A 25,260-nucleotide genomic window follows, 5' to 3' on the forward strand; every position below is an offset into this window, starting at 1 on the left:
CCTCAGACGATTTTGGAAACGGCGTCCACAACCCAGTCGGGCTGCGGCAGGGCGAGCTTCTCAAGGTTGGCGGCAAACGGCATCGGCACATCGAGACCAGCCACGCGCACCGGCGGCGCATCGAGCCAGTCGAAGGCGTGCTCAATCACCTGCATGGCGATTTCCGCGCCGATACCGGCAAACGGCCAGCCTTCTTCAACCGTGACCAGACGGCTTGTCTTCTTCACGCTCTCGACGATGGTCGCGGTATCAAGCGGACGGATTGTACGCAGGTTGATGACTTCCGCGTCGATGCCTTTCTCGGCCAGCAGTTCAGCCGCGGCGAGTGCCGTGCCAACACTGATCGAGAACGCCACGATGGTCACGTCCTTGCCCGGACGCTCGATCTTCGCCTTGCCGATCGGCAGGATGAAGTCCTCATCCACTGGGCATGGGAACTTCTGACCGTAGAGGATCTCGTTCTCAAGCACGATCACCGGGTTCGGATCACGGATGGCCGCACGCAGCAGGCCTTTCGCATCGGCCGCCGACCACGGAGCCACAACCTTCAGACCCGGAACATGGGCATACCAGCTTGCAAAGCACTGCGAATGCTGAGCACCCACGCGGGCCGCCGCGCCGTTCGGGCCACGGAACACCATCGGACAGGAGATCTGACCGCCGGACATGTAGTGCGTCTTGGCGGCCGAGTTGATGATGTGGTCGATCGCCTGCAGGGAGAAGTTCATGGTCATGAACTCGACAATCGGCTTCAGGCCGGTCATCGCCGCACCCGTAGCCATACCTGTAAAGCCATGCTCGGTGATCGGCATGTCGATCACGCGCTTCTCGCCGAACTCGTCCAGCAGACCCTGTGACACCTTGTAGGCGCCCTGATACTGGGCGACTTCTTCACCAAGCAGGAAGACGTCTTCGTCACGGCGCATCTCGGCAGCCATCGCGTCACGCAGCGCCTCACGCACGGTGATCTCGCTCGTCTCGCCCCAGTCCTTTTCCGGCTCGCTGGTCGTCGTGACGACAGGAGAAGCAACAGCCGTAGGAGCCGCCGCTTTCGGCGCTTCTTCAGCCGCAGGACGAGCCTCGCCACTGCCTGCGGACGGCCCTTCCGGTACGGTCTCACCTTTCTCGACCAAAATGGCGATGGGCGTGTTGACCGCCACACCTTCCGTTCCTTCCGGAATGAGGATCTTACCGAGAATACCCTCGTCCACGGCTTCGACTTCCATCGTCGCCTTGTCCGTCTCGATCTCGGCAATCACTTCACCAGAAGAGACCGTATCGCCCTCTTTCTTGTTCCACTTGGCCAGCTTGCCTTCGGTCATCGTCGGCGACAGCGCTGGCATCAGGATATCAATAGCCATCCGTCTTATTCTCCCACCAGCACGTCGGTAAACAGTTCCGAAGGATCAGGCTCCGGGCTTGTCTTGGCGAACTCGGTCGCATCCGCGACGATTTCCTTCACCTTAGTTTCCATTTCCTTGAAGTCGGCATCATCCACGCCCGCCGCCTTCAGCAGGTTGCGCACATGGTCGATGGGGTCATGTTTCTGGCGGATTTCGTCCACTTCCGAACGCTGGCGATACTTCGCCGGATCGGACATCGAATGGCCGCGATAACGGTAGGTGGACATTTCCAGCAGGTAAGGGCCTTTGCCCGCACGGCAATGCGCGATGGCTTCTTTGGCGGCCGCGTTCACAGCTTCCACATCCATGCCGTCAACCTGCTTGCCGGGAATGCCCCACGGCTCGCCGTTCTTCCACAGCGCCTTGGAGGCCGAAGCGCGTTCGACGCTGGTGCCCATGCCGTAGCGGTTGTTTTCGATGACGAACACGCAGGGCAGCTTGTGCAGGGCGGCAAGATTGAAGCTCTCGAAGACCTGTCCCTGATTGGATGCGCCTTCACCGAAATAGGTGATGGAGACCTCATCCGTGCCGCGATACTTGTTGGCGAAAGCCAGACCGATGCCGAGCGCCACCTGAGCGCCGACAATGCCGTGCCCGCCATAGAAGTTCTTCTCACGGGAGAACATGTGCATGGAGCCGCCCTTGCCGTGGGAAAGGCCGGTCGCACGTCCTGTCAGTTCCGCCATCACACCGCGCGGGTCCATGCCTGCTGCGAGCATCTGGCCATGGTCACGATAGGAGGTGATGACCTTGTCACCGTCCTTCTGCGCCATCTGAAGGCCGACCACCACGGCTTCCTGACCGATATAGAGGTGGCAGAAGCCGCCGATGAGGCCCATGCCATAAAGCTGCCCGGCTTTTTCCTCAAAACGACGGATCAGCAGCATGTCGTAATAAGCCTGCTTGAGCTGATCCGTGGTCAATCCGGGGTGATTCCGGCCATCCGTTGCGCTGTCAGGCCTTGATTGCCCCGCATTATTCTGTTCGGTCATGAACTTACCTTTACCTCATCGGTTGTCAGGGTCTGGCACATAATCGCAGCCGTTAACTATAAATATTATCGTTAATTCTCAAGTAGTTAAAGAAAAACACCTTAGGCTATCCGGACACCTTTCCGTCCCGATCCCACCCGGCGATCACCAAGCGCCCGCCACCGATGACCGGAGAGACTCTCCCGTGAGCATCTTTCCTTCTCTCACCGCCAACGTCTCATCCTCGTTCGGGTTGTCATGACAAGTGCGCTACCCCTTCCAGAGACTGGTAACGCGAGCGCGACGTTCTGCAAAGCGCCGGAAAGGTGTAAAGTTGCAGTAACACCTCCATCAAAATGTGTACAATGTGAACATGAGCGCCGGTCATAAAAAACTTTTCGCAGGAAGCAGAATCCGCAAACTTCGGCGTCAATTCGGCCATACACAGCGTGAGATGGCGTGTCTGGTGAATATATCGTCAAGCTATCTCAACCAGCTTGAAAACGATCTGAGGCCGATTCCGGCTCAATTGCTGCTAACTATTTGCAGAACTTTCGCAGTGGATGCGTCCTGGTTTGGCGACAACGAGGAAATCCGCACCATCCAGATGCTACGGGAGGTTTTTGCGGACCCCATGTTCAAGTCCGACCTGCAGGCGGACGAATTCAGAAAAGCCGCGCAGGAGCTCCCCGGGCTGGCCCGGCACTTTATCGACCTGTATCGTTCCTACCGCACCCTCACGGAACGGCGCACTCATTTCTCAGCCGATACGTCCACTCAGGATCTTCCGCACATCCCCGACACACTGGGATCACCCCACTATGAAGCGGCCGGCGAATGGGTGCAGAGCGAGAAAAACTATTTTCACGACCTCGATACGGCAGCAGAAGATCTTTACGAGGCCGAGAATTTCGACCGCGCTTCGCCATCCGTCGTGTTTGAGCGCTACCTTCTGGATCACCATTCCATCCGCGCAGTCACCAATCCTGACTTTGCGTTACAGGATACGCTGTGGCGCTTTGATCGTCGGGAAAAAACTCTCCATCTCTCAGCCGGCATGGCGCCGGAAAGCCGCTCCTTCTGCCTCGCCAGACTGATTGGCGACATTGAATTCAGCCGAATCATCGACAAGACCATCCGCCGCTCCGGCTTGCCCGCAGGAGATGCGCAGGCGCTCGTCCGTGTCAGTATCAGCAACTATTTTGCTGGCGCGCTGATCCTGCCCTACGGACGGTTCAGGCAGGCAGCCAGAGAGACAAAGCATGACCTCGACCTGCTGCAAAGACGCTTCAAGGTCAGTTTTGAGCAGGTCTGTCACCGCCTCTCCACACTCCAGAGGCCGGGCGCTGAAGGCATCCCGTTCTATTTCATCAAGACGGATGTCGCGGGCAATATCCTGAAAAGCTACAGCGCCACCCGCTTCAGTCGCGCCCGCTTCGGTGGTCTGTGCGCCCTGTGGAACGTGTTTGAGAGCTTCGCCATTCCTGGCAGGCTGGCGACCCAGCTTTCGCAGGATACAGACGGCAGCGTGTTCATCAGCGTCGCCAGAACGGTCGGACGTCACCCCACATCCTTCTTCGAACGGACAAGACGTGTGGCGATCGTGCTGGGATGCTCGGTCACGCATGCTTCCGAGATTATCTATTCGACCGCCCTGAATATTGAAGACAGCAGAAACTTTGTCCCGATCGGCCCGGGATGCCGGGCATGCAGCCGGATCGACTGTCGCCATCGCGCCGTTCCTGCCAGCGGTTTCCGGCTTGATCCGAGTAGCGATGAGCGAGGTACCGTGCCTTATCGGGTTCTTATTTAACGCATAATGCAACCTTGAATTACATTGAATATCCTCGGCTCAGGTCTCATTCCTTGAGCCAGAAGATGAAGGTTGCCGCGACGTGAATTGTGAACATGAGCGCAGCGGTCATATGCAGCGGTCATATCCGGTTGCTGTCGTATCCCCCGCTCACCGATGACTTCCTCTGGTTCGCCCGCATAGTTTCCGACGTCACATATAGGGACGTAAACAGACATATCCTTAATTAAGGGTCTCGGCCCACTACGCTCTTACACCACCAGTAGCCTATCCTCACTCGAAACACTGCCGCCGGTTCCAACCAGCACAGCCTTCAATGCCGCAGGGTAGAGCACATGTTCCTGCACCAGTACGCGGGCGGCCAGATCGTCTGCGCTATCCTTTTTCGGAAAGACCGGGACAGCCGCCTGCGCGATGATCGGTCCTTCATCCATGCCTGCTGTCACATGATGCACCGTGCAGCCGTGGATGCGCACGCCCGCTTCCAGCGCACGTTCATGGGTATGCGTGCCGGGGAAGAGCGGCAGCAAGCTGGGGTGGATGTTGATCATCCGCCCGGCCCATGCGTCCGTCAGAAACGGTGTGAGCAGGCGCATGTAGCCCGCGAGGCAGATAAACTCTACGCCCGCTTCTTTCAGCTTCGCGTCGATAGCATGTTCATGTGCTTCCCGATCCTTGCCGAAAGCCTTGTGCGGCACTGCTTCGGTCCGCAGGCCAAGAGAGCGGGAGTAATCCAGTCCGGCAGCATCCTCCTTGTTGCTCAGGACAAGCGCAACCGAGGCCGGAAAATCCGGCTCAGTGCAGGCGGCGATCAACGAGCGCATGTTGCTGCCGCGTCCACTGATGAGGATGGCGATCGGGGTCTTGCGGATGCTCACGTCAGACTGCCTCAGGACCAGGAAAAGTCCGGGGAGACGGCCATCTCCAACGTGGGGGCCGCGTCTGCGTCAGCGACGGCTTCGATCTGGCCGAGCACAATCGGCGTTTCACCCATTTTGCTCAGACGTTCCATGACGACATCCGGCTTGGACGTGATCAGCACCATGCCGATACCGCAGTTGAACACGCGCAGCATTTCCTCGGTGGCGACATTGCCTGCCTTCGCCAGCCAGCCGAAGACCGGGGCAGGGGCCCAGGGACCGTCGATCACGGCTTTCACGCCGTTGGGCAGCACGCGTGGCAGATTGCCCGGCAGACCACCACCAGTGATGTGGGCGGCGCCGCTGAGCAGCCCTTCGCGATGCAGATCCAGAACCTGCGACACGTAGAGTTTCGTCGGCGTCATCAGCGCCTGCGCGAGCGTCTGGCCCGGTGCGAACGGGGCCGCGTCGTCAAGTTTGAGACCGGCGGCGGACAGGATGCGACGCACCAGCGAGAAGCCGTTGGAATGCACGCCACTGGAGACGAGGCCGATCAGCGCGTCACCGGCGCGGATTTCGCCCGGCAGTAGTTTGCCGCGCTCGGCGGCCCCGACGGAGAAGCCAGCGAGATCGTAATGACCGGACGCATACATGCCGGGCATTTCCGCCGTCTCACCACCGACAAGGGCGCAGCCGGACAGGCGGCAGCCTTCGGCAATGCCTTTCACAACCTTGGCGGCGTCTTCGACGGCCAGCTTGCCGGTGGCGAAATAGTCGAGGAAGAATAGCGGCTCCGCACCCTGCACGACGAGGTCGTTGACGCACATGGCGACCAGATCGATGCCGACCGTGTCATGCAGGCCGCTGTCGATAGCGAGGTTCAGCTTGGTGCCCACGCCGTCGGTGCAGGAGACGAGGACCGGATCGGTGAAGCCGGCGGCCTTGAGGTCGAACAGTGCGCCGAAACCACCCAGTCCGCCCATGACGCCTGTGCGGGTCGTGGCCTTGGCGGCGGGCTTGATCGCCTCGACAAGGGCATCGCCTGCTTCGATATCCACTCCGGCCTCGCGATAAGTGAGGCCCTTGGAAGAAGCGCTCTGTGAGGTTTCCGGGGGAGATGCGGTCATGGCGTCGGCTCGTTCTGGGCTGTGGGATGGTCTCGACAGGTGAGGGTCGAACATCCGGGGCGTTTACGGTATCAGGTTTATGAGCACTCTTTAAGGCAGGCGGGGCGGCGCGCATAGCGGTGACGGAACAGGTTTATGATCCAGAACGCCCCGGTCAGCCCGGTTCGGGCGAAAAAAGACCGGATGACATGCGTCAGTTGCCACTGCCGTTCGGGCATAAGCGCCGCTTTGACGAGGCGGGATTCGTGTCCGGACGCTCGAATGCGGCGGCTCGAACGTGGCTGTTTGCAACCGATGCGGAAAAAAACTGGTCGGAAAACCGGCTGGCGCTCTGGGGCGGGCAAGGGCGCGGCAAGACGCATCTGCTACAGGTGTGGGGACAGCGCAACGACGCGATGATCGTGGATGCGGCGCAGGGTCTGCCAGATATCGCGACCTTGCTGGAACGCACCCCCCGCGCTCTGGCGCTCGATGCGTTGCCTGAGCAGGGGCTGGACGAACTGGCGCTGCTGCGGATCATCAATACTTCCCGCGAGCGCCGGATGCCGCTTCTCATGGTGGCGCGGATGCCCCCGAGCCTGTGGACGGTGACGCTGCCGGATCTGTGCAGCCGTTTGCGGGCGACGATGACGGTGGAGGTTGGGCCTGCCGAAGATGTGCTGCTTTATCGGTTGATGTTGCGTCTGCTGGCTGAGCGTCAGCTGGTTGTGCCTCGACAGATCACGGACTGGCTGTTGCAGCGTCTGCCGCGGGAGGCCTCGGTGATAGAGGATGCGGTCAGCCGGATTGACGCGGTGACCCTTGCCTCGGGACAGCCCTTCGACTTACGAGCAGCCACGCGTCTATTGGCGGATCTGAGCGAGTAAGGCAGCGTTCAAAGTGACGCCGTCGACATCTCCCCTGCATATGTTCTTAAATTGTCATATGACAAAAGGATGATGGGCTCATACCATTTGGCCCGCATAAAATAACACACAGAAGTTATTGCGCTGAATCACAGTCGCACAGGAGAGTACTTTGTCGGAGCATGAGGGAAACAGAACGCGAGGAGTGGGCCGTCGCGTGAAGGGAACCCGTGCGCCTGCGTCCGCCAGATCGCAGGGCACTCGCCGGAAAACCGCAACAGCCGCAAAGGCTCAGACAGGCACAGCGGTTGCGCGCAGCCGGACGCGGAAGGCTGCGCCAGCTCCGGTTGAGATTACCGCAACGTCTCCTGATCGCTTTATCAACCGCGAACTGTCCTGGCTCGCCTTCAACCAGCGTGTGGTCGAGGAAGCCGATAACCCGCGTAACCCCCTGCTGGAACGTCTGCGCTTCCTGTCCATCAGCGCCAGCAATCTCGACGAATTCTACTCCGTGCGTGTCGCCGGTCTGGTGGGGCAAGTGCGGGAAGGGCTGGTTTCACTCTCTCCTGATGGGCTGACACCGTCGCTCCAGCTGGCGGCGGTACGGGAACGCTGCGTGCAGCTTTTTCGGGAGCAGCAGCGTATCTGGGTCCATCTGCGTGGTCTTCTGGCTGAGGCGGACGTGACGCTCTGTGGTCTGGAGCAGCTCGACGCCGACGATCGCATCTGGCTGTCCGACTTTTTCATGGACCGCGTCTTTCCGGTTCTGACGCCGCTGGCTGTCGATCCAGCGCATCCGCTACCGTTCATCCCGAACATGGGACTTGCGCTCGGTCTGAGCCTCCTGTCCGAGGAAACTGGCGCGTTCGTCATGAACGGCCTGATCCTGCTGCCCGCGCAGGTGGATCGTTTCATCCGGCTGCCCTCCCTGCCGGGCAAGCCGCCATCCGTGCGGTTCGTGCTGCTGGAAGACCTGATCAAGCTGTGCATCGACCGGCTCTATCCGGGACTGGCGATCGTGGAGAGCGGCACCGTGCGCGTGATCCGTGACACCGATGTGGAGTTCGAGGATGAGGCGGAAGACCTTGTCCGCGCCTATGAGACGGCGCTGAAACAGCGTCGTCGTGGCGTGGTGATCCATGTGGACATGGAAGAAAGCGTGCCGCGCGGTCTGGTGGATGCGATTGTCGATGAACTCGATCTGCCGCCTGAGGAAGTGTCCGTCCATTCAGGCATGATCGGCGTGGTCGACCTGAAGCAGATGATCGTTGATGATCGGCCTGATCTGCTGTTCCCTCCCTACACGCCGCGTTTTCCTGAGCGGATCGTGGATTATGGCGGCGACTGTTTTGCCGCCATCCGCGCCAAGGATCTGATCGTCCATCATCCGTTCGAGAGTTTCGACGTGGTGGTGCAGTTTCTGCGTCAGGCGGCGCTCGACCCGAATGTGATCGCAATCAAGCAGACGCTCTATCGCACGTCGCGTGACAGTCCGATCGTCAAGGCGCTGATCGAGGCGGCTGAGGCAGGCAAGTCCGTAACGGCGATGGTGGAACTGCGGGCCCGGTTTGACGAGGAAGCGAACATCCGTCTCTCCCGCGCGCTTGAGGCGGCAGGCGTGCAGGTCGTGTTCGGTTTTTCGGACCTCAAGACCCATGCCAAGCTGAGTCTTGTCGTGCGCCGGGAAGGCGGAACCGTCCGTTCCTACGCTCATTTCGGGACGGGCAACTATCACCCGATCACGGCCAAGATTTACACGGATCTCTCATTCTTCACCTGTAATCCGGAACTGGTGCGTGATTCGGCGCGTCTGTTCAACTATGTCACCGGCTACGCCAGACCGGCGAAAATGGAGGCGATCGCCTTCTCACCGCTGACCTGTCGCAAGACGTTGAACCACCTGATTGATGAAGAGATCGAGCATGTCCGTCAGGGGCGTCCGGGCCAGATCTGGCTGAAGATGAACGCGCTGGTTGATCCGAAGCTGATCGACAAGCTGTATGAAGCCTCCTGCGCCGGTGTGAAGGTCATGGGCGTCGTGCGGGGCATGTGCTGTCTGCGGCCGGGTGTGCCTGGTCTGTCGGAGAATATCCGCATCAAGTCGATTGTCGGTCGCTTTCTCGAGCATGCGCGTATCTATGCGTTCGGGAACGGTCACCGTCTGCCGTCGCGTTCCGCCAAGGTGTTCATCTCCTCGGCTGACTGGATGACGCGGAACATGGACTGGCGTGTGGAAAGTCTGGTGCCGATCACCAATCCGACTGTCCATGCGCAGATCCTTGATCAGATCATGGTGACGGATCTCAAGGACAACCTGAATTCCTGGATTCTGGAAAAGACAGGTGTCTGGCGTCGTCTTGATCCGGGTAGCAAGCCGTTCTCGGCGCATGAATGGTTCATGACCCACCCCTCTCTCTCAGGCAGAGGGTCGGCGGCGACGCAGATCACCGGGCGTTCGGCCCAGCCTCCACGGGACCGGCTGGCGGACGACTGAGGCTGTTGTCCTTCTTTGCGAAGCTCCGGAAATCTTTCTATAAAAAGGGAAAGATTTTCGGAGATGGCCAGATGAGCACTGACCGGTTTGTGTTCGGTGATGAAAAACTCACAGCGACGGTGTCCGCTCAGGGGGCGGAACTGGTTTCCCTGACGCTGCCGGACGGCACGGATGTGCTGTGGGATGCTGGCCCCGCGTGGAAGCGGCACTCGCCTGTGCTGTTTCCGATTGTGGGACGTCTTCCTGATGATCGGGCGACTATCGACGGCAAATCCTATCGCATGACGCAACATGGCTTCGCCCGGGATTGCATCTTTCGGTGGGTGGAACAGAAAGCCGACAGTTGCACACTGTTGCTGGAAGCGGATGACCAGACGCTCGCTGTCTTTCCGTTCCGCTTTCGTCTGTGGCTGACCTATCAGATCAGCGATGGAAAGCTGACGGTTCTCTATACCGTTCGCAATCAGGAAGAGGGCAGGGAACTTCCCTTTTCACTGGGAGCGCATCCTGCCTTTCGCTGGCCTCTGGAAAAAGGCGAAAAGCGTGAAGACTATCGTCTGACGTTTGAAGAACCCGAACCTGAGCCCGTCCGTCGTCTTGAAGGCGGTCTGCTCGATCCCGCACCACGTCCTACGCCTGTTGAAGGTGCGGTTCTTCCTCTTCGGGATGATCTGTTTGTTGAGGACGCCATTATTTTTGATCGGATCAGAAGCCGTTCCGTGACGTTCGGTCGTTCGGGCGGACTAGGTCTGCGTGTGTCTTGGCATGGCTTTCCCGAACTGGGTGTCTGGACCAAGCCGGGCGCACCGTTCCTCTGCATTGAGCCTTGGCAAGGATACGCGACACCGCATGGCTTCAAGGGAGAGTTCCGCGACAAGCCCGGTGTTGTGATCGTTCAGCCCGGTCAGGAATGGTCGGCGTCCTGGTCAGTGAGCGCTGTTCAGGGCTGAACCGTGGCAGCTCAAAAGAAAAAACGGGCTGCTCCTGTGAGGAAGCGTAGTCCCTTGCTACGGGTAGGGGCCGGGTTGCTGGCAGTTGTGGTGCTGACGGGCGGGGCCGTCGCTGGAACTGGCTGGTGGCGTTATACCGCGCCCGGTCCGTTGCCCACACCGACCGCACTGGACATTCCTCATGGTGGGTATGCCAGCACCATCGCGGCTTTGCAGCAAGGACACGCGCTGTCTGCAAACGGACTTGATGACTATGTTTTTCGCGCCGCCATTGAACTGACCCGGAATGAGGGGCAGTTGCATGCGGCGGAACTGATGTTTCCGGCTCATGCGTCAATGCGGGACATCTTGTCCGTGTTGCGTCATGGAAAGCCGGTGCTGCATCAGTTGACCATTCCGGAAGGCCTGACTGCCAGCCAGATTACGTCGCTCGTTCAGGCGGCTCCGTTTCTGAAGGGGACAGTCGTGGATTTGGGGGAGGGGCAAGCTCTTCCGGAAACCTATAGTTATCTGCGTGATTCAGATCGTGCTGCGCTTGTCGCCAGAATGAAGCAGGCCATGCAGCGACAGGTCGAGACGGTCTGGAAAGGCCGCGATCCGTCCATCGGTCTTACTGATCCGGGACAGATGGTGACACTTGCTTCCATGGTGGAGAAAGAGACGGGGCTGCCGGAAGAACGGCCCCGCATTGCACGGGTGTTTCTCAATCGTCTCAGTAAGGGCATGAAGCTTCAGTCCGATCCGACGACCGTTTATGCCCTGAATGGCGGCGCAGGACCGTTGGGGCGGCCTCTGGTCCGTTCGGATCTGGCCTTTCAGAGTCCCTACAATACTTATGTGACTGTTGGCTTGCCACCGGGGCCGATCTGTTCGCCGGGGCTTGCGGCATTGCAGGCCGTGGCGCACCCGGCATCGGGTGATGAGCTGTATTTTGTGGCGACAGGTTCAGGCGGCAGCCATTTTGCGTCATCGCTTGACGAGCATAATCGGAATGTATCGGCGTTTCGTAGCAAGGCGCAGGACAGGCAGTCTACTGAACCGGCTCATTCACCATGAGATGCTAGCCGTAAGCGGTTTCAAAACTCAAAAGTGGTTCGTGGACTCAACACCATGAGGCCTCGAACCACTTTTGACGGCTTTAATAGCCCTTTGACTGGGATTTGATCGGGGCGAGAGACTGGCTCTGGATACCGCTGCCACTATTGACCACAGGGGCGCTGTTATAGGGTGTGAGCTGAGCATCGCCTGTGGATGTGGTGTCTCCGGAAGAGGAGGAGCCGCTACCGACAACCGGATTGGCCGTGGTGGCCGCAGTCGCCGATGCACTGTAGCGGGTGAGGATCGCCCGCAGCGGATCAGCGCCAGCATTGTTCACCCGCATGGAGATCACGATCTCGGTCGGACCGACAATCTGGTTATAGTAGGCGCGGTTCGCATCACTATCGACCGTCAGCTTGGCGCCACTGAGGGCTACACCTGCAAACAGACCTTCCGACTTCTGAAGCGCCATGATGTCGGTGTTGGAGCGTCCAGCGGTTCCGCTCTCGATGCCGCTGCCCATTGAGGCAAAGGAGGCTGCCGCATTGGCGCCGAACTGGAACTGACTGTCGAGCAGCGCCTGCAGCCCCCGGTCGCTCATCACAAAGAACATCATCTCTGAAGACTGAACACCAAACTGGAAGCCGATAGACCCTGAACCAAACCTGTAGAAAGCGGGGTCAGACCATGAGCCTCGGGCGTCGCGGGAAAGGAGCAGGCATCCGCCCCCGGAACCGCCAATGCCGACCGACATGCGGAAGACGGAAGGACAGACCATCACGGCCCGTGCCTGTCCCAGATAGCGGTAAACGCGATCTGTGGTTTTTGCGCCTGTGAAAATATCCTGGACTGCAAGGGTGGCCTTGTCGACCAGCGTCTGCTCGGTGGTGCTGTCGGCGGCATGACCGACGGTGGAAAGACCAAGGGCCCCCAGCATCACAGTGGAGGAAAGAAAAAGCCGGGTCAGGCGGCGAGCCCGCATAGGATATCTCCTGTCACGAGGACGATGGCGATCAGAGTCGTCGGAATATATGGCGCAAGCATGGCGGAGGATGCGCCCCCACGCAATTTACCGGGTGCGCAAAGCTCTTAACTCTATCTGAGAGGAAGAGGAACACCGTTTACGGTCAGGATTCCGCCTTCCCAGTTCGTGTCCCAGGTATTGCTGTCACCACTCTTGTGGCTGACAATCCGCGCCAGCACCAGAGCAGCGGCAATCTTTGTCTGGGAGTCCTGCTGCGCCTTCTGGATAAGTGTGCCGATGTCCCTGATTTCCAGATGACCGCTTGCAGAAGCGCTCTCGTGCTCGCCGGTCAGGGTGGCGCGCCCGTTGCCGGACAGTTCGACCGTGTCACGTTTGGCTGACAGGGACTGAATGGTGACATGCACCGCTGGAAGCTGGGAGGCTTTGCCTGCTGTGGCCGCCATCAGACTGGCCAGTTCATTGACAGGCAGGGAGAAGGACGCCTGTGCGGATGAGGGGAGCAGCGATGTTGCTGTTGTGCCGCTGGTGGCGACACCACTGAAAGTCAGGTCGGCCTTGGCATCGCTCCCTGCGCCATTGATGGCTAACCCTGCGCCAGCCATGGATACGTGCAGGGTGCCACGTTTCACGGCAACGGATGTCCAGGCGAGTTTCAGCGTATGACCTGCGGCAAGGCTGGACTGGGCCACCTGGCCTTCGGTCTCCAGCCATTGTGAGCAGGCGGCATTGTGATGACCTGTCAGCGCAGCCAGTAACAGCACGGAAGAAGCATCCGCCACATCGCCTGCGGAGCCGGTCGTGCCTGTCAGAGTCTGACCTGCGGCGGTCAGTGTGCCGCTATCACCCGGGAACGTCACTGTAATGTGACTGAAGACGGCGTGATCGTCGCCGTTGTCCGCATTTTCATGATGGATCGTGGCGCATCCGGCTGGAACGCTGGCGGCAAGCACTGGGGATGCGGTCCAAAGCAGGGCGCCAAATCCGAGTGCGGAAGCCGTCATCTGCCAGGCAGCGCGACGGCGGAGGAGTGAGTGAGTGGATAAGTGCTTCATGTGATCGTAAAACTGGCGCAAGTGATCCCTATGCGCAATCTGTGCATAGGCTGCAACAGCTGAATCTTTCTCTCTTTTCACATTGGAAGACCATCCGATGCCGTTCAAGCTGGACCCATTTCTTGTCAGCCTGCTGGCGACGCTCGGCATTGCGACCGTCGCTCCTGCCCAGGGAGCCGCCGTTCCCTTCTTCAAGGATCTGGCGATCGCGCTGATTGCACTGATGTTCTTCCTGCAGGGCGCAAGGCTTTCTAGGACCGCAGTCCTCAGCGGGCTGACGGCCTGGAAACTGCATCTCACGATTCTGGCGTGCACGTTCGTGCTGTTTCCGGTGCTTGGTCTCACGCTTCATGCCATCGCGCCGGGTCTGCTGCATCCTGATGTGTGGACCGGCGTGCTGTTTCTCTGCTGCCTGCCTTCGACCGTGCAGTCCTCGATCGCCTTCACATCCATCGGTAGGGGCAATGTTCCCGCTGCGGTCTGTTCAGCAACGGCTTCCAATATTCTCGGTATCTTCATCACGCCGCTGCTGGTCGGGTTGATCCTCGCCAAGGAAGGCTCAAAATCAGGCGGCGCGCTGGACATCGTGTTTCAGTTGCTGCTGCCGTTCATACTTGGACAACTGCTTCAGCCGTGGATCGGCGACTGGGCGCGTCGGCACAAGAAGCTGCTGTCCTTCTCGGATCGCGGTTCAATTCTCGTAGTGGTCTATTCGGCGTTCAGTGAGGCCATTGTGCAGGGACTCTGGCATACTCTGCCGTTGTCACAGCTCGGTATCGTGGCACTTGTAGACAGCGCTCTGCTGGCTTTTGTGCTCGTCTTCACGATGGTCGGAAGCCGTCTGCTTGGCTATTCCCGCGCTGATGAGGTCGCCATCGTGTTCTGTGGTTCCAAGAAGACACTGGCGTCAGGCGTGCCGATGGCCAACGTGCTGTTTCCGGCCTCAAGCGTTGGTCTCGTGGTGCTGCCGCTGATGCTGTACCATCAGATCCAGCTTTTCGTCTGCGCCATTCTGGCCCAGCGTTTTGCCCGCGAGGCACAGAGCGAAGAAGATGCCGGTCTTCAGGCCCGCTGAGAGAACGACGACATATGGGGGGTGCCGAAACGGAGATCCTCGTGGCGGCCGCTGACCCACACTGCCGCATCCATAAGTCTGTTCAGGGCAGGGGCGTCATGGACGCCTGTCAGGGCGAGTCCTTCGATAATAAAAGATGGCACACCGTTGATACCCGCTTTCTGCGCCTGAATCTGTCCGGCAGTCACTGTGCCGGCAAGGGTCCGACCGCAGAGAAAATGCAGCGCCAGATCATGATCGAACCCCTCCTGCGCTGCGATGTCCGCCAGCACACCCGGATTGCCGATATCGTCGCCATTCTGGAAAAAGGCTTCGAAAATGGCGAGAACGAGTGCAGTGCAGTCGCCACGGGCAGAGGCCCATTCGATAAGGCGATGCGCATTCATTGTATTCGGAACATGCTGAATGCGATCGAAGTAGATGGCACACTCAAATTCCTGCGCTTGCACTTCGACCAGTTGCAGCAATCGATCCGCTCGTTCCCTGCTGCCATGCCGGGATTCAAGGTAGGCGTTAAACGCCATTCCTTCGTTCTGTGAGGCCGGATTGAGCAGAAAAGGACGCCATGTGTAGTGTGTTTCGATATCAAGACGCTGTTTGAAGACACTGATCAACCGGCGAATGCCCATGCAGCACCACGGACAGACGAAATCGAAAACGATTTCGACGCTCATCCTTGGTCGTGAAGGGGCGAGCATGTTCATGACCGTATACTAGGGACATGATCATGGACATGCACCTTGTTTCGTAGGGTTGGTTACATTTTTGTGTAAAAATGAAGTATAAAATAGATTGAAAAAGCAAGAGTGTTTTTTTGTCTAATTGTTAAGGGAGAAGCCGTGGTTTCCCTACCGATTTGCCAGTGGTAGGCTTGTCCGCCAGATCACGCCCGACCTCACACGGCCGTGGTTTCCCTACCGATTTGCCAGTGGTAGGCTGGCCGTCGCCGGGCGTGTATGGCGTCACGCGCCGTGGTTTCCCTACCGATTTGCCAGTGGTAGGCTATGCATGTGATGCTGCTGGTTTGAATTATAGCCGTGGTTTCCCTACCGATTTGCCAGTGGTAGGCTGAATCTGGCCTGCGCCGGATGGCATGCCGGGCCGTGGTTTCCCTACCGATTTGCCAGTGGTAGGCTGCGTCCTATGTGGCGCCAGCTCATGCCCAGGCCGTGGTTTCCCTACCGATTTGCCAGTGGTAGGCTACTCCTCGCCCAGCATAGAACCTTCATCAAGCCGTGGTTTCCCTACCGATTTGCCAGTGGTAGGCTGCGGCGGTCACGTCATCCGACACATCTCCCGCCGTGGTTTCCCTACCGATTTGCCAGTGGTAGGCTGTAACGCTGGCGCGTCACCTCGGCCAGATAGCCGTGGTTTCCCTACCGATTTGCCAGTGGTAGGCTAACGAATAGATGGACGGTGCGAGACCTTCGGCCGTGGTTTCCCTACCGATTTGCCAGTGGTAGGCTTCGTTCCTTTCGCAGTATTCACTCCCGTCAGCCGTGGTTTCCCTACCGATTTGCCAGTGGTAGGCTCCAGCCCGACGCATGCCGGGACGGCGGCAGGCCGTGGTTTCCCTACCGATTTGCCAGTGGTAGGCTGCGGACGGTGTGATCGGTCCTGTGACGCTGGCCGTGGTTTCCCTACCGATTTGCCAGTGGTAGGCTAAGAGCTTTCCTGAGGATGCTTTCCTGAAAGCCGTGGTTTCCCTACCGATTTGCCAGTGGTAGGCTGCGCCAGCCGGAATCGGAGCTGCTCCATGCGCCGTGGTTTCCCTACCGATTTGCCAGTGGTAGGCTGTAATCTTCCGCTGTAATTACAACAGAAGCGCCGTGGTTTCCCTACCGATTTGCCAGTGGTAGGCTGAGTGTCAGGTAGTATCGCCTACCGCTATCGCCGTGGTTTCCCTACCGATTTGCCAGTGGTAGGCTCAAGGGTATAGCTGATGCATTGGGTGCTTTGCCGTGGTTTCCCTACCGATTTGCCAGTGGTAGGCTTCCGTCAGTTCACGGGTGCGAGCGTTGACTGCCGTGGTTTCCCTACCGATTTGCCAGTGGTAGGCTACGGTGTCAGCAGCCAGAACGCTCTGACGCGCCGTGGTTTCCCTACCGATTTGCCAGTGGTAGGCTAAGATCTGACAGGCTGCCGCTCATGGCCGGGCCGTGGTTTCCCTACCGATTTGCCAGTGGTAGGCTGCAGGCGACCCGATGCCGCCTGCGTCATGCGCCGTGGTTTCCCTACCGATTTGCCAGTGGTAGGCTCCGAGATCGAGCATATGCGGGGGGTGTGGGGCCGTGGTTTCCCTACCGATTTGCCAGTGGTAGGCTCGTCATCGCCAAGACCAGACAGTTTAATGCGCCGTGGTTTCCCTACCGATTTGCCAGTGGTAGGCTGCAGCCTCCGCAGAGGGGATGAAATCTATTGCCGTGGTTTCCCTACCGATTTGCCAGTGGTAGGCTGCCCACACCACTGCCCACCGGCTCCACGCTGCCGTGGTTTCCCTACCGATTTGCCAGTGGTAGGCTCGTGCGTCTCATCCGTCCTCAATGTCGATCGCCGTGGTTTCCCTACCGATTTGCCAGTGGTAGGCTCTCTGCTGATGGTGCCGCCTTCTTGGTTTAGCCGTGGTTTCCCTACCGATTTGCCAGTGGTAGGCTCCACGCAAATCTTCACCATTCCACTGAAAGGCCGTGGTTTCCCTACCGATTTGCCAGTGGTAGGCTTCACCCGCTGCTGAAACGTAGTAACGTGTGGCCGTGGTTTCCCTACCGATTTGCCAGTGGTAGGCTAGAACCGGCATTGTCCAGCGCTTGTCCGCAGCCGTGGTTTCCCTACCGATTTGCCAGTGGTAGGCTTTTTTCTCGTGTCGAAGGGCCGCATAAAGGAGCCGTGGTTTCCCTACCGATTTGCCAGTGGTAGGCTGAAAAAAGATTTTTTCTGGTCGCCAGTCTTGCCGTGGTTTCCCTACCGATTTGCCAGTGGTAGGCTGAACCAGAGGACGTGGCGGCCAGATAACTGGCCGTGGTTTCCCTACCGATTTGCCAGTGGTAGGCTATACGACGTGATGCCCCGCACGGTTTTGAAGCCGTGGTTTCCCTACCGATTTGCCAGTGGTAGGCTAACGCCTACATCAAACAGACAGTAGCGGAGGCCGTGGTTTCCCTACCGATTTGCCAGTGGTAGGCTAACTCCTCCATGGTGGAGTGCGGTGAGCCTGCCGTGGTTTCCCTACCGATTTGCCAGTGGTAGGCTCTGCGGCGTTCGCGGCGGATCACGCCCATTGCCGTGGTTTCCCTACCGATTTGCCAGTGGTAGGCTACCTTCTTGGTAACCGGTTGGTGCTGCATGATTTTTTGTCAGTCTTGTGGTCTGAAATCATAGCAGCACCAACTGTTTTGTGCCGGTCTGTTCTGTTTTTTGTGCGAGTCCGAGCATGATCTCCATTCGTCCATATTGTTTGTCGGTGACCTGAAGCGCTCGAATGCTCCCCTCTTTGGGCAAAGCGGCGCGAACGCGACGAAGATGTTTATCGATACTATCCTGTCCACGTCCTACACGGGCATAGACCGAGTATTGCAGCATCATAAAACCATCATCGCGGAGAAAATTACGAAAGCGGGTAGCCTGCCGTCGCTGGGGTTTTGTTTTCACTGGCAGATCAAAAAAAATCATCAGCCACAAGAATCTGGCCTCCTCTGCTTTCATGCTGTCCTCGCGTCTGATGTTATTCCGATACCGATATTATGTTCGTGGCTTCAGAGAGGGCTGGTGGTCGTAACAGGGCTGCGCTGCTGTGTGTCAGGGACTTCACGGTGTCGGTCGCCACACTTTCTGTGGCGGCCAGAATGGTCATCCGTTCTTTCCCGATAAGAACCGTTTCAGAGAGTATGCCCGTCATAAAGCGTCGCTCTTCCACACTGACAGATGAGAGTGGGTCGTGTTCTGGGATAGTGCGGCGAACCATGCGATCCACACAGGGACGAAAAGGTTCGATGAGATCATCGGCGAGATTGAAAGCATTGGTGCGCGAAGCATGATGCAGACCGAGTGACGGGACGAGACCTGAAGCGACACAGGCGCGTGCGATTGCTGCCCGCAAAATTGCGTATCCATAGTTCAGCAGACCATTTCGTCTGTCTGCACAATTGGAACGGGTAAAACGGGGGAAAAGACGAGACCAGTAAAGTCGGGCAGCCTGAGCTTCAATGTTGTCCGGGTCACCTGAGGTGACACGGCGGATCATGTTTCTGAGCGTGCTGGCATCCTGATGTCCGGCTTCTTCAAGCAGAGCTGCCTGGTTGCTGATTTTAGCAACAACCAGAGTTTGCCAGAGACGTTTGCGAAGAGGTTTAGAGGCCGCTATCTGAATTCCTATGACTTCGGCCTGTAAATGATGTTGATGAAAAGGAAGAACGACACCGGCAGGATGGTGTTTATCATCTGGTATAATCAGAGCGATACCGGACATCGCAAGCGCGGAGAGAAGTGCGCCGGAAAGATTGACCTGCGGCGTGTCCAGCACGACGCAGGCCAGATCTTCCAGAGGAAGAGTAATGGTGTTCTCATCCTGTGTGACGACAAGTTGACTGTCTTTCAGGCAGAGTCTGGCTGGTCGGGAGATATGCACACATCGCCATGCCATGTTCGTGTCTCCTGCTCGACCATTGATATGTCTCCGAAACGATTTACGTTGTATTTCCTAATTGATTCCAGAGTTTTTGCGCCGATTCCTCGTTGAATTGATGTTGGGTCAGATGAACTGAGCAGTGAAAAAGCTGCAACAGTACGGTCAAGGCCAGCGAAATATCCTTCAATGATTTCGCCATCCCGTTTTACGATCTGCACATAGCTACGTGGGTACAGACTGAAGCGGAATTCGTGTTCCAGCCCCATTGTCGGCCAGTTTTTCTCGGATTTGCCATTAGCAGCGGCTTGGTTGGGGGGCTGCGGCCATTGAATGCGATCTATGACCTGATGGCGATAGATCGGCACGAGAAACCATTCCGGTTTCCCTTTTTTCCCCATTTTCGTAAATACATCCACCCGGGTCATCTCACCACGGTCGGCAGTGCCTCCACGCACAGATACTGCTGGCTTATTACGTGACATGACACGTATCTTGCGAATTTCGTCTCCTTTTGGGGACTGTGGTGGATAGTCAGCCGGTTTTCCTTTTTCGATCCATGTGCGCAGGCTGGAGATGATAGCGCTATTGCGTTCCGGATCCTTGATCCTTTCGAGGTCAGTTAATTTCAGATCAGATATGGCTCGACGTTCATAAACAACAGGGCCATCTTTTTCTTCTCGAAGCTGACGAATAGTTGCATCATGCCCTTTTCCCCTTGCGCGACGGCGTTCTGGACGTGCTACACGAATGTCTGCGTATGCTGTTTCAAGCTGATGACGGAAGCCTTCCCAAGGCATGGGAACATCTCGCATGGGGCGGGCAAGCCCTTTCTGCTCACATATCTGAAATGACTTTGTGAGTTTCTGGATTTCTTTCTCACTGACCGCTGCGACGACTGCTGCATCAAGCGCATGATGACGATCATCATTCAAGCGTTTGCCATTGATTTTTTTGAGAGATTCAACACCCCAGGCATGTCGCAGGGCGGCGGTTAGTGCGCCGGGACGGGTAAATACACGCTTGACACCTCCTTTTTCCGCCCGATTTCCAGAGGGATAAAGAAGACGGACGGCTTCGGCCATGACGCGGGCTGCATAACGTGTGTCATTAAGATTACGGCTGCGAAAACGCTCTTCAGTTTCCTTGCTGCTTTTTAAAAGAAAATTTCGTTTTTTTAGTCCGCGTGTCTCCTTGCGGCTTTCAACTGCGGCCGTGAAATGGTTCCATGCTTCCACTCCCTTCTGATTATGAATCCATTCCCAGGGAGTTCGATTTTTCTTTTCCTGATTGGCTTTTGCCGTGCAGAGAGCTTTATTGAGATAGCTATCGTCTCCAAAGCGGGACCATGGAAGAATATGGTCGACCTGAACGCTGTTGTCTGATGCGATAAGCTGGGATGGTGTTATAGGCTGATCTGTATAACAGCAGCGCCCTCCCTGTTCTTTCCATAAACGATAACGAAGAAGCGTTTCAGACGAGATATCGGACTGATTGAGATGTTCTTTGGCTTCTTGGCGCTCACGTTCCCGTTGTGCTGTATTTTTTTTGATACCGCTTTCTATTTCACGGCGTTTTTCAGCACTGTTACCGACATCACGAGCAAGTTCTATGCAGATAGCGCCGGGAAGTCCCCATTGATTTCGCATAGCCCAAACCTGTTTCATACCTTCACTGATGGCTTTGCGGGCAACAGGATTGGTAATACTGTCACGAACATCATCCATCAAAGAATTGAATTTAGCTTTTGTATCAATGCTGTCATAGTGAGTGAATTTTGATGCCGCATGATTATACCCGGCTTTTTGGCAGGCTTTGTCATAAGTAAGGCCCTCCTGCAAAAATGGGATCAGCTTGCGTGCAGCCTTATCGGAAAGAGAAGCAGCACCCTTGAATTTAGAAAATTTACCGTCCTCAAGGGCTTTACGGATGAGTTCCATAACTTCTGATGGCAGGCCGATAGTGGCAAGTTTGGAGATGATCGTGTCAGTAAGTTCGTGAAAGCTGATGATCCAGGCCGCTCTGTCGAGTTGTTCAGGATGAGGCAGAAGTTGACGCCAGAAAGATTCCCCGAGTATCGCACGGAATGTGGCAGTTCCAGTTAACGCGTCCCCGGTACGGGCTGCGATATCATGTTGCTCCTGATCAGGAGGGATTGTTGTGAAGCGCTGGTCATCTCGCAATCCAATGAGACTACGGACTTTTTTGACGCTAAGTTTGCGGGTTTTTCCGGCATCTTCGCAAGCAAGCCGTAGTTCTTCCGGGGTGAGCGGACGATCTTCAAGGCCGTCTGTAACCCGGAGGTTAACGAGGCGGCAGAGGAGTCGGAAGCGCTCGAAAGATGGAGCAAAGCGGGAGGCGCGTTTTTCATCCGGTTCGAAAAGACAGGTTTCAACGAGCCTTTCACTGTCCTGCATTGGTTTCTGACGAAAAGCGATATCGATAAAGGCCTGTTCCGTTTCTGATGTTGCTGAAAAATTTCCGAGCCGACGCTGACTCTCAAAGAGTATCTGTGTTTCTTTGAATAAGTCCTCACGGCTCATGGTGCGATCGAAACATCCATCCCGATTTCGACGTCTGTCTGCGTAAGCTGGATCACGGGCAAACATTTCCCCAATAGTCCGATATTGTGCTGATTGTTCTTTTGTCTTTTCAAGAGCAGCAAGCATCTTGCTGTCTTCTGATGGAGCATTTGTTGAAACACGCTTGGCGGCAGATTTGAATCCGCGTCTTTTAGCGATATGACCAAGTGCAACTGCAAATTCCTGGGGGGTGAGCTGATAATCGAGCCCTTTGGCGCGCATTTCCCACGGATCGGCGGATATCTTGGCCAACGCATCCGGATCTGCGGTATCGAGCATTCCTTTGGACGCAAAGAGGCGACGGATTTCAGCCATACGATTGCGACGGCGGCGGATGACCCGGCGAAGAAGCCGGTTTGCTCGTCTGATCTGGTTGGTGGGAATCCGCTCTTTGTCTGTCTCCGGGACATCGAAGCACCAACTTCCAAGCGCTACTATATTTTCATCTTTAGCTTTCTGGTTCAGGACTGCCCAGCCGCATGATCCAATACCCAAGTCTATGCCAAACACGAGGTTTTCTGCGATGTTTGCCATGCTTATCCCATTCCCATGCAGTTGACAGTCTGTATTATGTTTTATAGTAATTGAATCGGCAAATCGGTTGGGAAACCACGGTAACATGGTTTCACCATGTGAAGGATTACCTCTCGTCGGGAAACCGGCGGGAGGGATTCCCTTTTCATAAATGACACCAATTATTTGAAGTATTTTCGTTATTGGTAATATTTAAGTATTCGATAAAACGTAATCAATAGAGTATAGAAACTGCTTGATAGTAATTGGTTGTATTTACTGCGTTACAGTTTCCCAGCGCACGACTTTCCATGGAACGGGCCGTGCTTCCGGCATCAGGATCACTTCCGCATGACGGTTCATGCGGGCCAGTTTTCTTGAAGCGACAGCATCCACGACGACCAGCATTTCTTCTTCAAGACCACTTTCTTCCGGCTTCTGATCCGCTCCCATGGAAACACCGGAATGGAGCATTGCCTGCCTGACTACGGGATCATGACTTGTCTGATCAGAAAGATGTAGCTGTGCAAAAGAAAGATGCGGTTTGATGCGGGCAAGGATGACTGGCGTCATCCCCGGCACGGCCAGAAGATCCTCAAAAGTATGAAAAGGCTGTCCGGAAGATGTACAGGCAGCCTGACCGGGCGTGCCTGCTTCACCTTTATAGCCGGGCATGCGCCATGCCATGATGCTGGCGGCCAGAAAATTGGCTTGGTCGCTGGAGACGCCAGAAGTCGTCAGCAGTGATGACATCAGCGTCTGCCCCGCGACGTTGGGGTTGATGTGGTCGTTATCAGCGTGGCTGCTGACGCTGACAGTGATGTCGCCATCATCCGAGCCGGAGCGCCAGACCGGACGGGGAGGTGACTGTCCTGTGCTGATCGAAAACAGCTCCGTCGTAATCGCCGCATCTGCGGTGGTTTCCATCTGTGCTTTCTGGAGCGTTGAGGTTTCCAGACGAAGATCGGATTTTCCAAGCACAAGCGCCTGTGCGCCGATCAGCGACAGGAAGCCCAGCGTCCACAGCACCATCAGGAGAGCGAAGCCATCTTCGTTACTGCGGCTGGAAGAAGAGGGGGCAGAGTGTTTCGTTTTCACGTCAGTCGTTCCATGCGGTGGAGACTGATGCGGTAAAACGGACCAGAATCATGAAAGCGAAAACCCGTTGTCGTCGGCGTTCATGGCTGGCTCGTGGTGTCTGCTGTATTGGAGCGGCCGGTAGTGTTCTTTGCATCGGATCGGGAATCTCGCAGGGCGAGAATGGTCACAGAGACGTCGATTGTCCGGCCTTGCGTGGCTTCGTCGGCAGACGATGTGCCAGCCGCCTGAACCTGCACATCATCGACCAGCAGATGAGGCGTTGTACTGACTGACAGCGTGTCGAGAAGTTTGATCAGAGCATTCCAGTTGGTGGTGAGAGAAATACGCACACCGAGATGCTCGAAAGGTCCGCTATGGACGATGGGTAGGGGTTCCATGCTGGTTGGTTCCACCTGCACGCCTCGCGCGGCGTCATGCACAATTTCCTGAAGGCGAGCGAGCGCCGTTTCACGGGAGCTTTCGGCCAGCAGCGGAGAGTCGCCGTTGGCATTATGTGCAGCCTGTTCGTAGCGTTCCTTGAGGGCAGGAATATTGTCCACCAGCGCCTGCGTATGGAGGAGGATTTCCTTCTGATCGGTAATGCTCGCGTCTTCCCGAGCGTGGAATCCGAGCAGTCCTGAGACAAGAAACCATGCAATCAGAACAAGCAGGAACGTAATGGCGAGCGCCAGAATCCGTCCGGAACGTCCTTCCGGTAAATGGGCAGGCAGATGAGAGAGATTTACGGACACTGGCGTCTCAACCCGGCGCTTTGGCGTTGATGGTGAAGACGTCCATCTGCTTGTTCTCGGAGCGTGTGACCGGTCCGGAGAACGCTGCGTCCGAGAACGCCGCGTCATGCTCAAGAACACCGATCAGCTTGGTGGCCTGCGTGGACTCTCCCTCCATGGTCACATGACGTTCATGGATATGCATGGCGGTCAGGAAGGTTCCGTCCGGCAAGGCGTCTGTCAGCGTGCCGATAATATGCAGGGGAGAGCCGATGCGATGTTCCTCACGCGCCAGAGCCGCTGGGGCTGCTGTGAAGGCTGTAATGCGTCGACGGATATCCTCGGCCTGCGTGCGTCCGTCACTCAGCGCGGCAATGGCGTGGTGCAGACGAAACAGCGTGATCTGCTGGGAGATAAACGGTGCTGCGATGAATATTGCGGCGCAAATGGCGAACACACGCCCGATCGGATGACTTTTCCGGGCTGTTTTCCCTAAGGGAATTGTGAGTGGCGCGTCAGAGGCCGTGTCCATGCTGACGCAGGTTGGGTTGATGCCTGCGTGACTGAGCGTGTCCAATGCGGAGGAGACAAGAAAGCGGGGGACGACCAGCAGTCTGAAAATGATCTGCTCGCCCCGCTCTGCGCCCGGTTTGCGCTGGACACTCCACAGAACGTCGTCCTGCCGGAATGGGGTCAGTCGATCGAGATCGTAACCGATGGTGCGGGCGGCATTGCCGGCGGCGACACGCGGAAGAGTCACGTCACGCGAGAGGATGCTGCCCTGTGGCAGGACCAGCGCAATGTCCGGGGTGCGCGGCTGAGGCAGCCAGCGTGAGCGGGGAGCAGGGAGTTCTTCACGGCAGGCGACCACTTCAGTCGAGTCAAGCGTTCCGTCCGGACCGATCTCCAGCCGGATGGTCTTTCGGGGCTTGAGCGAGAGCGCTGCGGGAAGGATTTCCGTCATACGATCGCGCCACCACCCGACGCACTCGTGCAGCAGCCGTGAGGACGAAGTCTGTCCCGTCATGAACGGCTCGGAGAAGCTGTGGTGTGGGGCGAAAGCACCTGGTGCAAGGATCCTGTTCGGGCGGCCGACGGAGAATGCGTGATGCCATACCAT

The 25,260-nt window shown here is 57.2% G+C and carries 19 protein-coding genes and 1 CRISPR repeat array; of the genes, 6 read left to right on the forward strand and 13 right to left on the reverse strand.

Features of this window, described 5'->3' with window-relative positions:
• Positions 1 to 2: 2 nt before the first annotated feature.
• The gene (locus EMQ_RS01630; protein WP_018308567.1) at positions 3 to 1,361 is read right to left on the reverse strand and encodes a pyruvate dehydrogenase complex E1 component subunit beta; all 1,359 of its coding nucleotides are present in this window, start codon (positions 1,359 to 1,361) and stop codon (positions 3 to 5) included.
• Positions 1,362 to 1,366: 5 nt separating this feature from the next.
• Complete coding sequence (gene pdhA, locus EMQ_RS01635; RefSeq protein ID WP_026200295.1) at positions 1,367 to 2,395, reverse strand: pyruvate dehydrogenase (acetyl-transferring) E1 component subunit alpha; 1,029 nt, start codon at positions 2,393 to 2,395, stop codon at positions 1,367 to 1,369.
• 352 nt (positions 2,396 to 2,747) lie between these two features.
• On the opposite strand from pdhA, the gene EMQ_RS01640 reads away from it, so the two are divergent.
• Positions 2,748 to 4,187 (forward strand): helix-turn-helix domain-containing protein, encoded by a 1,440-nt coding sequence (locus tag EMQ_RS01640; protein WP_026200294.1) that lies wholly within the window; start codon positions 2,748 to 2,750, stop codon positions 4,185 to 4,187.
• Positions 4,188 to 4,438: 251 nt separating this feature from the next.
• On the opposite strand, the gene purN is transcribed toward EMQ_RS01640, so the two are convergent.
• Entirely contained in the window at positions 4,439 to 5,065 is a 627-nt protein-coding gene (gene purN / locus EMQ_RS01645) for a phosphoribosylglycinamide formyltransferase (protein WP_010665843.1), read from the reverse strand.
• Between the two features lie 11 nt (positions 5,066 to 5,076).
• Complete coding sequence (gene purM / locus EMQ_RS01650) at positions 5,077 to 6,174, reverse strand: phosphoribosylformylglycinamidine cyclo-ligase (protein WP_010665842.1); 1,098 nt, start codon at positions 6,172 to 6,174, stop codon at positions 5,077 to 5,079.
• Between the two features lie 119 nt (positions 6,175 to 6,293).
• On the opposite strand from purM, the gene EMQ_RS01655 reads away from it, so the two are divergent.
• From EMQ_RS01655 to mltG, 4 genes are all read left to right on the forward strand, one after another.
• Positions 6,294 to 7,040 carry a P-loop NTPase family protein gene (locus tag EMQ_RS01655; protein ID WP_010665841.1) on the forward strand — a complete coding sequence of 249 codons (747 nt, stop codon included), beginning with the start codon at positions 6,294 to 6,296 and terminating at the stop codon, positions 7,038 to 7,040.
• Between the two features lie 331 nt (positions 7,041 to 7,371).
• Positions 7,372 to 9,513: an RNA degradosome polyphosphate kinase gene (locus EMQ_RS01660; protein ID WP_231368075.1), complete on the forward strand. Its 2,142-nt coding sequence runs from the start codon at positions 7,372 to 7,374 to the stop codon at positions 9,511 to 9,513.
• A 71-nt stretch (positions 9,514 to 9,584) separates the two neighbouring features.
• Positions 9,585 to 10,463, forward strand: a complete 879-nt coding sequence (locus EMQ_RS01665) for an aldose 1-epimerase family protein (protein ID WP_026200293.1) — start codon at positions 9,585 to 9,587, stop codon at positions 10,461 to 10,463.
• 54 nt (positions 10,464 to 10,517) lie between these two features.
• Positions 10,518 to 11,519 carry an endolytic transglycosylase MltG gene (mltG, locus tag EMQ_RS01670; protein ID WP_231368025.1) on the forward strand — a complete coding sequence of 334 codons (1,002 nt, stop codon included), beginning with the start codon at positions 10,518 to 10,520 and terminating at the stop codon, positions 11,517 to 11,519.
• An 82-nt stretch (positions 11,520 to 11,601) separates the two neighbouring features.
• Here the strand turns inward: mltG and EMQ_RS01675 are convergent, their stop codons facing one another.
• Together EMQ_RS01675 and EMQ_RS01680 are read right to left on the reverse strand one after the other, a co-directional pair.
• A complete protein-coding gene (locus EMQ_RS01675) occupies positions 11,602 to 12,483 on the reverse strand; it encodes a lipid-binding SYLF domain-containing protein (RefSeq protein ID WP_010665837.1) in 882 nt (293 codons plus the stop codon).
• Between the two features lie 113 nt (positions 12,484 to 12,596).
• Positions 12,597 to 13,646 (reverse strand): hypothetical protein, encoded by a 1,050-nt coding sequence (locus tag EMQ_RS01680; protein ID WP_010665836.1) that lies wholly within the window; start codon positions 13,644 to 13,646, stop codon positions 12,597 to 12,599.
• On the opposite strand from EMQ_RS01680, the gene EMQ_RS01685 reads away from it, so the two are divergent.
• Positions 13,636 to 14,613 (forward strand): bile acid:sodium symporter family protein, encoded by a 978-nt coding sequence (locus EMQ_RS01685; RefSeq protein ID WP_010665835.1) that lies wholly within the window; start codon positions 13,636 to 13,638, stop codon positions 14,611 to 14,613. The genes EMQ_RS01680 and EMQ_RS01685 overlap by 11 nt on opposite strands.
• Here the strand turns inward: EMQ_RS01685 and EMQ_RS01690 are convergent.
• The 7 genes from EMQ_RS01690 to EMQ_RS01720 form a co-directional block, all read right to left on the reverse strand.
• Entirely contained in the window at positions 14,601 to 15,287 is a 687-nt protein-coding gene (locus tag EMQ_RS01690; RefSeq protein ID WP_018308563.1) for a DsbA family oxidoreductase, read from the reverse strand. The two genes, EMQ_RS01685 and EMQ_RS01690, sit on opposite strands and share 13 nt — an antisense overlap.
• A 162-nt stretch (positions 15,288 to 15,449) precedes the next feature.
• Positions 15,450 to 17,928: a CRISPR direct-repeat array (repeat unit 36 nt; unit sequence GCCGTGGTTTCCCTACCGATTTGCCAGTGGTAGGCT).
• A gap of 57 nt (positions 17,929 to 17,985) precedes the next feature.
• Positions 17,986 to 18,315, reverse strand: coding sequence for a CRISPR-associated endonuclease Cas2 (cas2, locus tag EMQ_RS01695; protein WP_010669110.1), 330 nt, complete (start codon positions 18,313 to 18,315; stop codon positions 17,986 to 17,988).
• Between the two features lie 19 nt (positions 18,316 to 18,334).
• On the reverse strand, positions 18,335 to 19,252 hold the full coding sequence (gene cas1 / locus EMQ_RS01700; RefSeq protein WP_010669111.1) for a type II CRISPR-associated endonuclease Cas1: 918 nt from the start codon (positions 19,250 to 19,252) through the stop codon (positions 18,335 to 18,337).
• Entirely contained in the window at positions 19,204 to 22,350 is a 3,147-nt protein-coding gene (gene cas9, locus EMQ_RS01705; RefSeq protein ID WP_018308562.1) for a type II CRISPR RNA-guided endonuclease Cas9, read from the reverse strand. Before cas9 ends, cas1 begins: the two co-directional genes overlap by 49 nt.
• A gap of 255 nt (positions 22,351 to 22,605) precedes the next feature.
• Complete coding sequence (locus tag EMQ_RS01710; protein WP_231368024.1) at positions 22,606 to 23,427, reverse strand: type II secretion system protein GspK; 822 nt, start codon at positions 23,425 to 23,427, stop codon at positions 22,606 to 22,608.
• Positions 23,428 to 23,507: 80 nt separating this feature from the next.
• Positions 23,508 to 24,161: a type II secretion system protein GspM gene (gene gspM / locus EMQ_RS01715; RefSeq protein WP_010666388.1), complete on the reverse strand. Its 654-nt coding sequence runs from the start codon at positions 24,159 to 24,161 to the stop codon at positions 23,508 to 23,510.
• Between the two features lie 7 nt (positions 24,162 to 24,168).
• Positions 24,169 to 25,167, reverse strand: coding sequence for a PilN domain-containing protein (locus EMQ_RS01720; protein WP_231368023.1), 999 nt, complete (start codon positions 25,165 to 25,167; stop codon positions 24,169 to 24,171).
• Positions 25,168 to 25,260 lie beyond the last annotated feature (93 nt).

Origin of the sequence: Acetobacter aceti NBRC 14818 (genome assembly GCF_000193495.2) — a bacterium.
Classification (GTDB): Bacteria; Pseudomonadota; Alphaproteobacteria; order Acetobacterales; family Acetobacteraceae; genus Acetobacter; species Acetobacter aceti.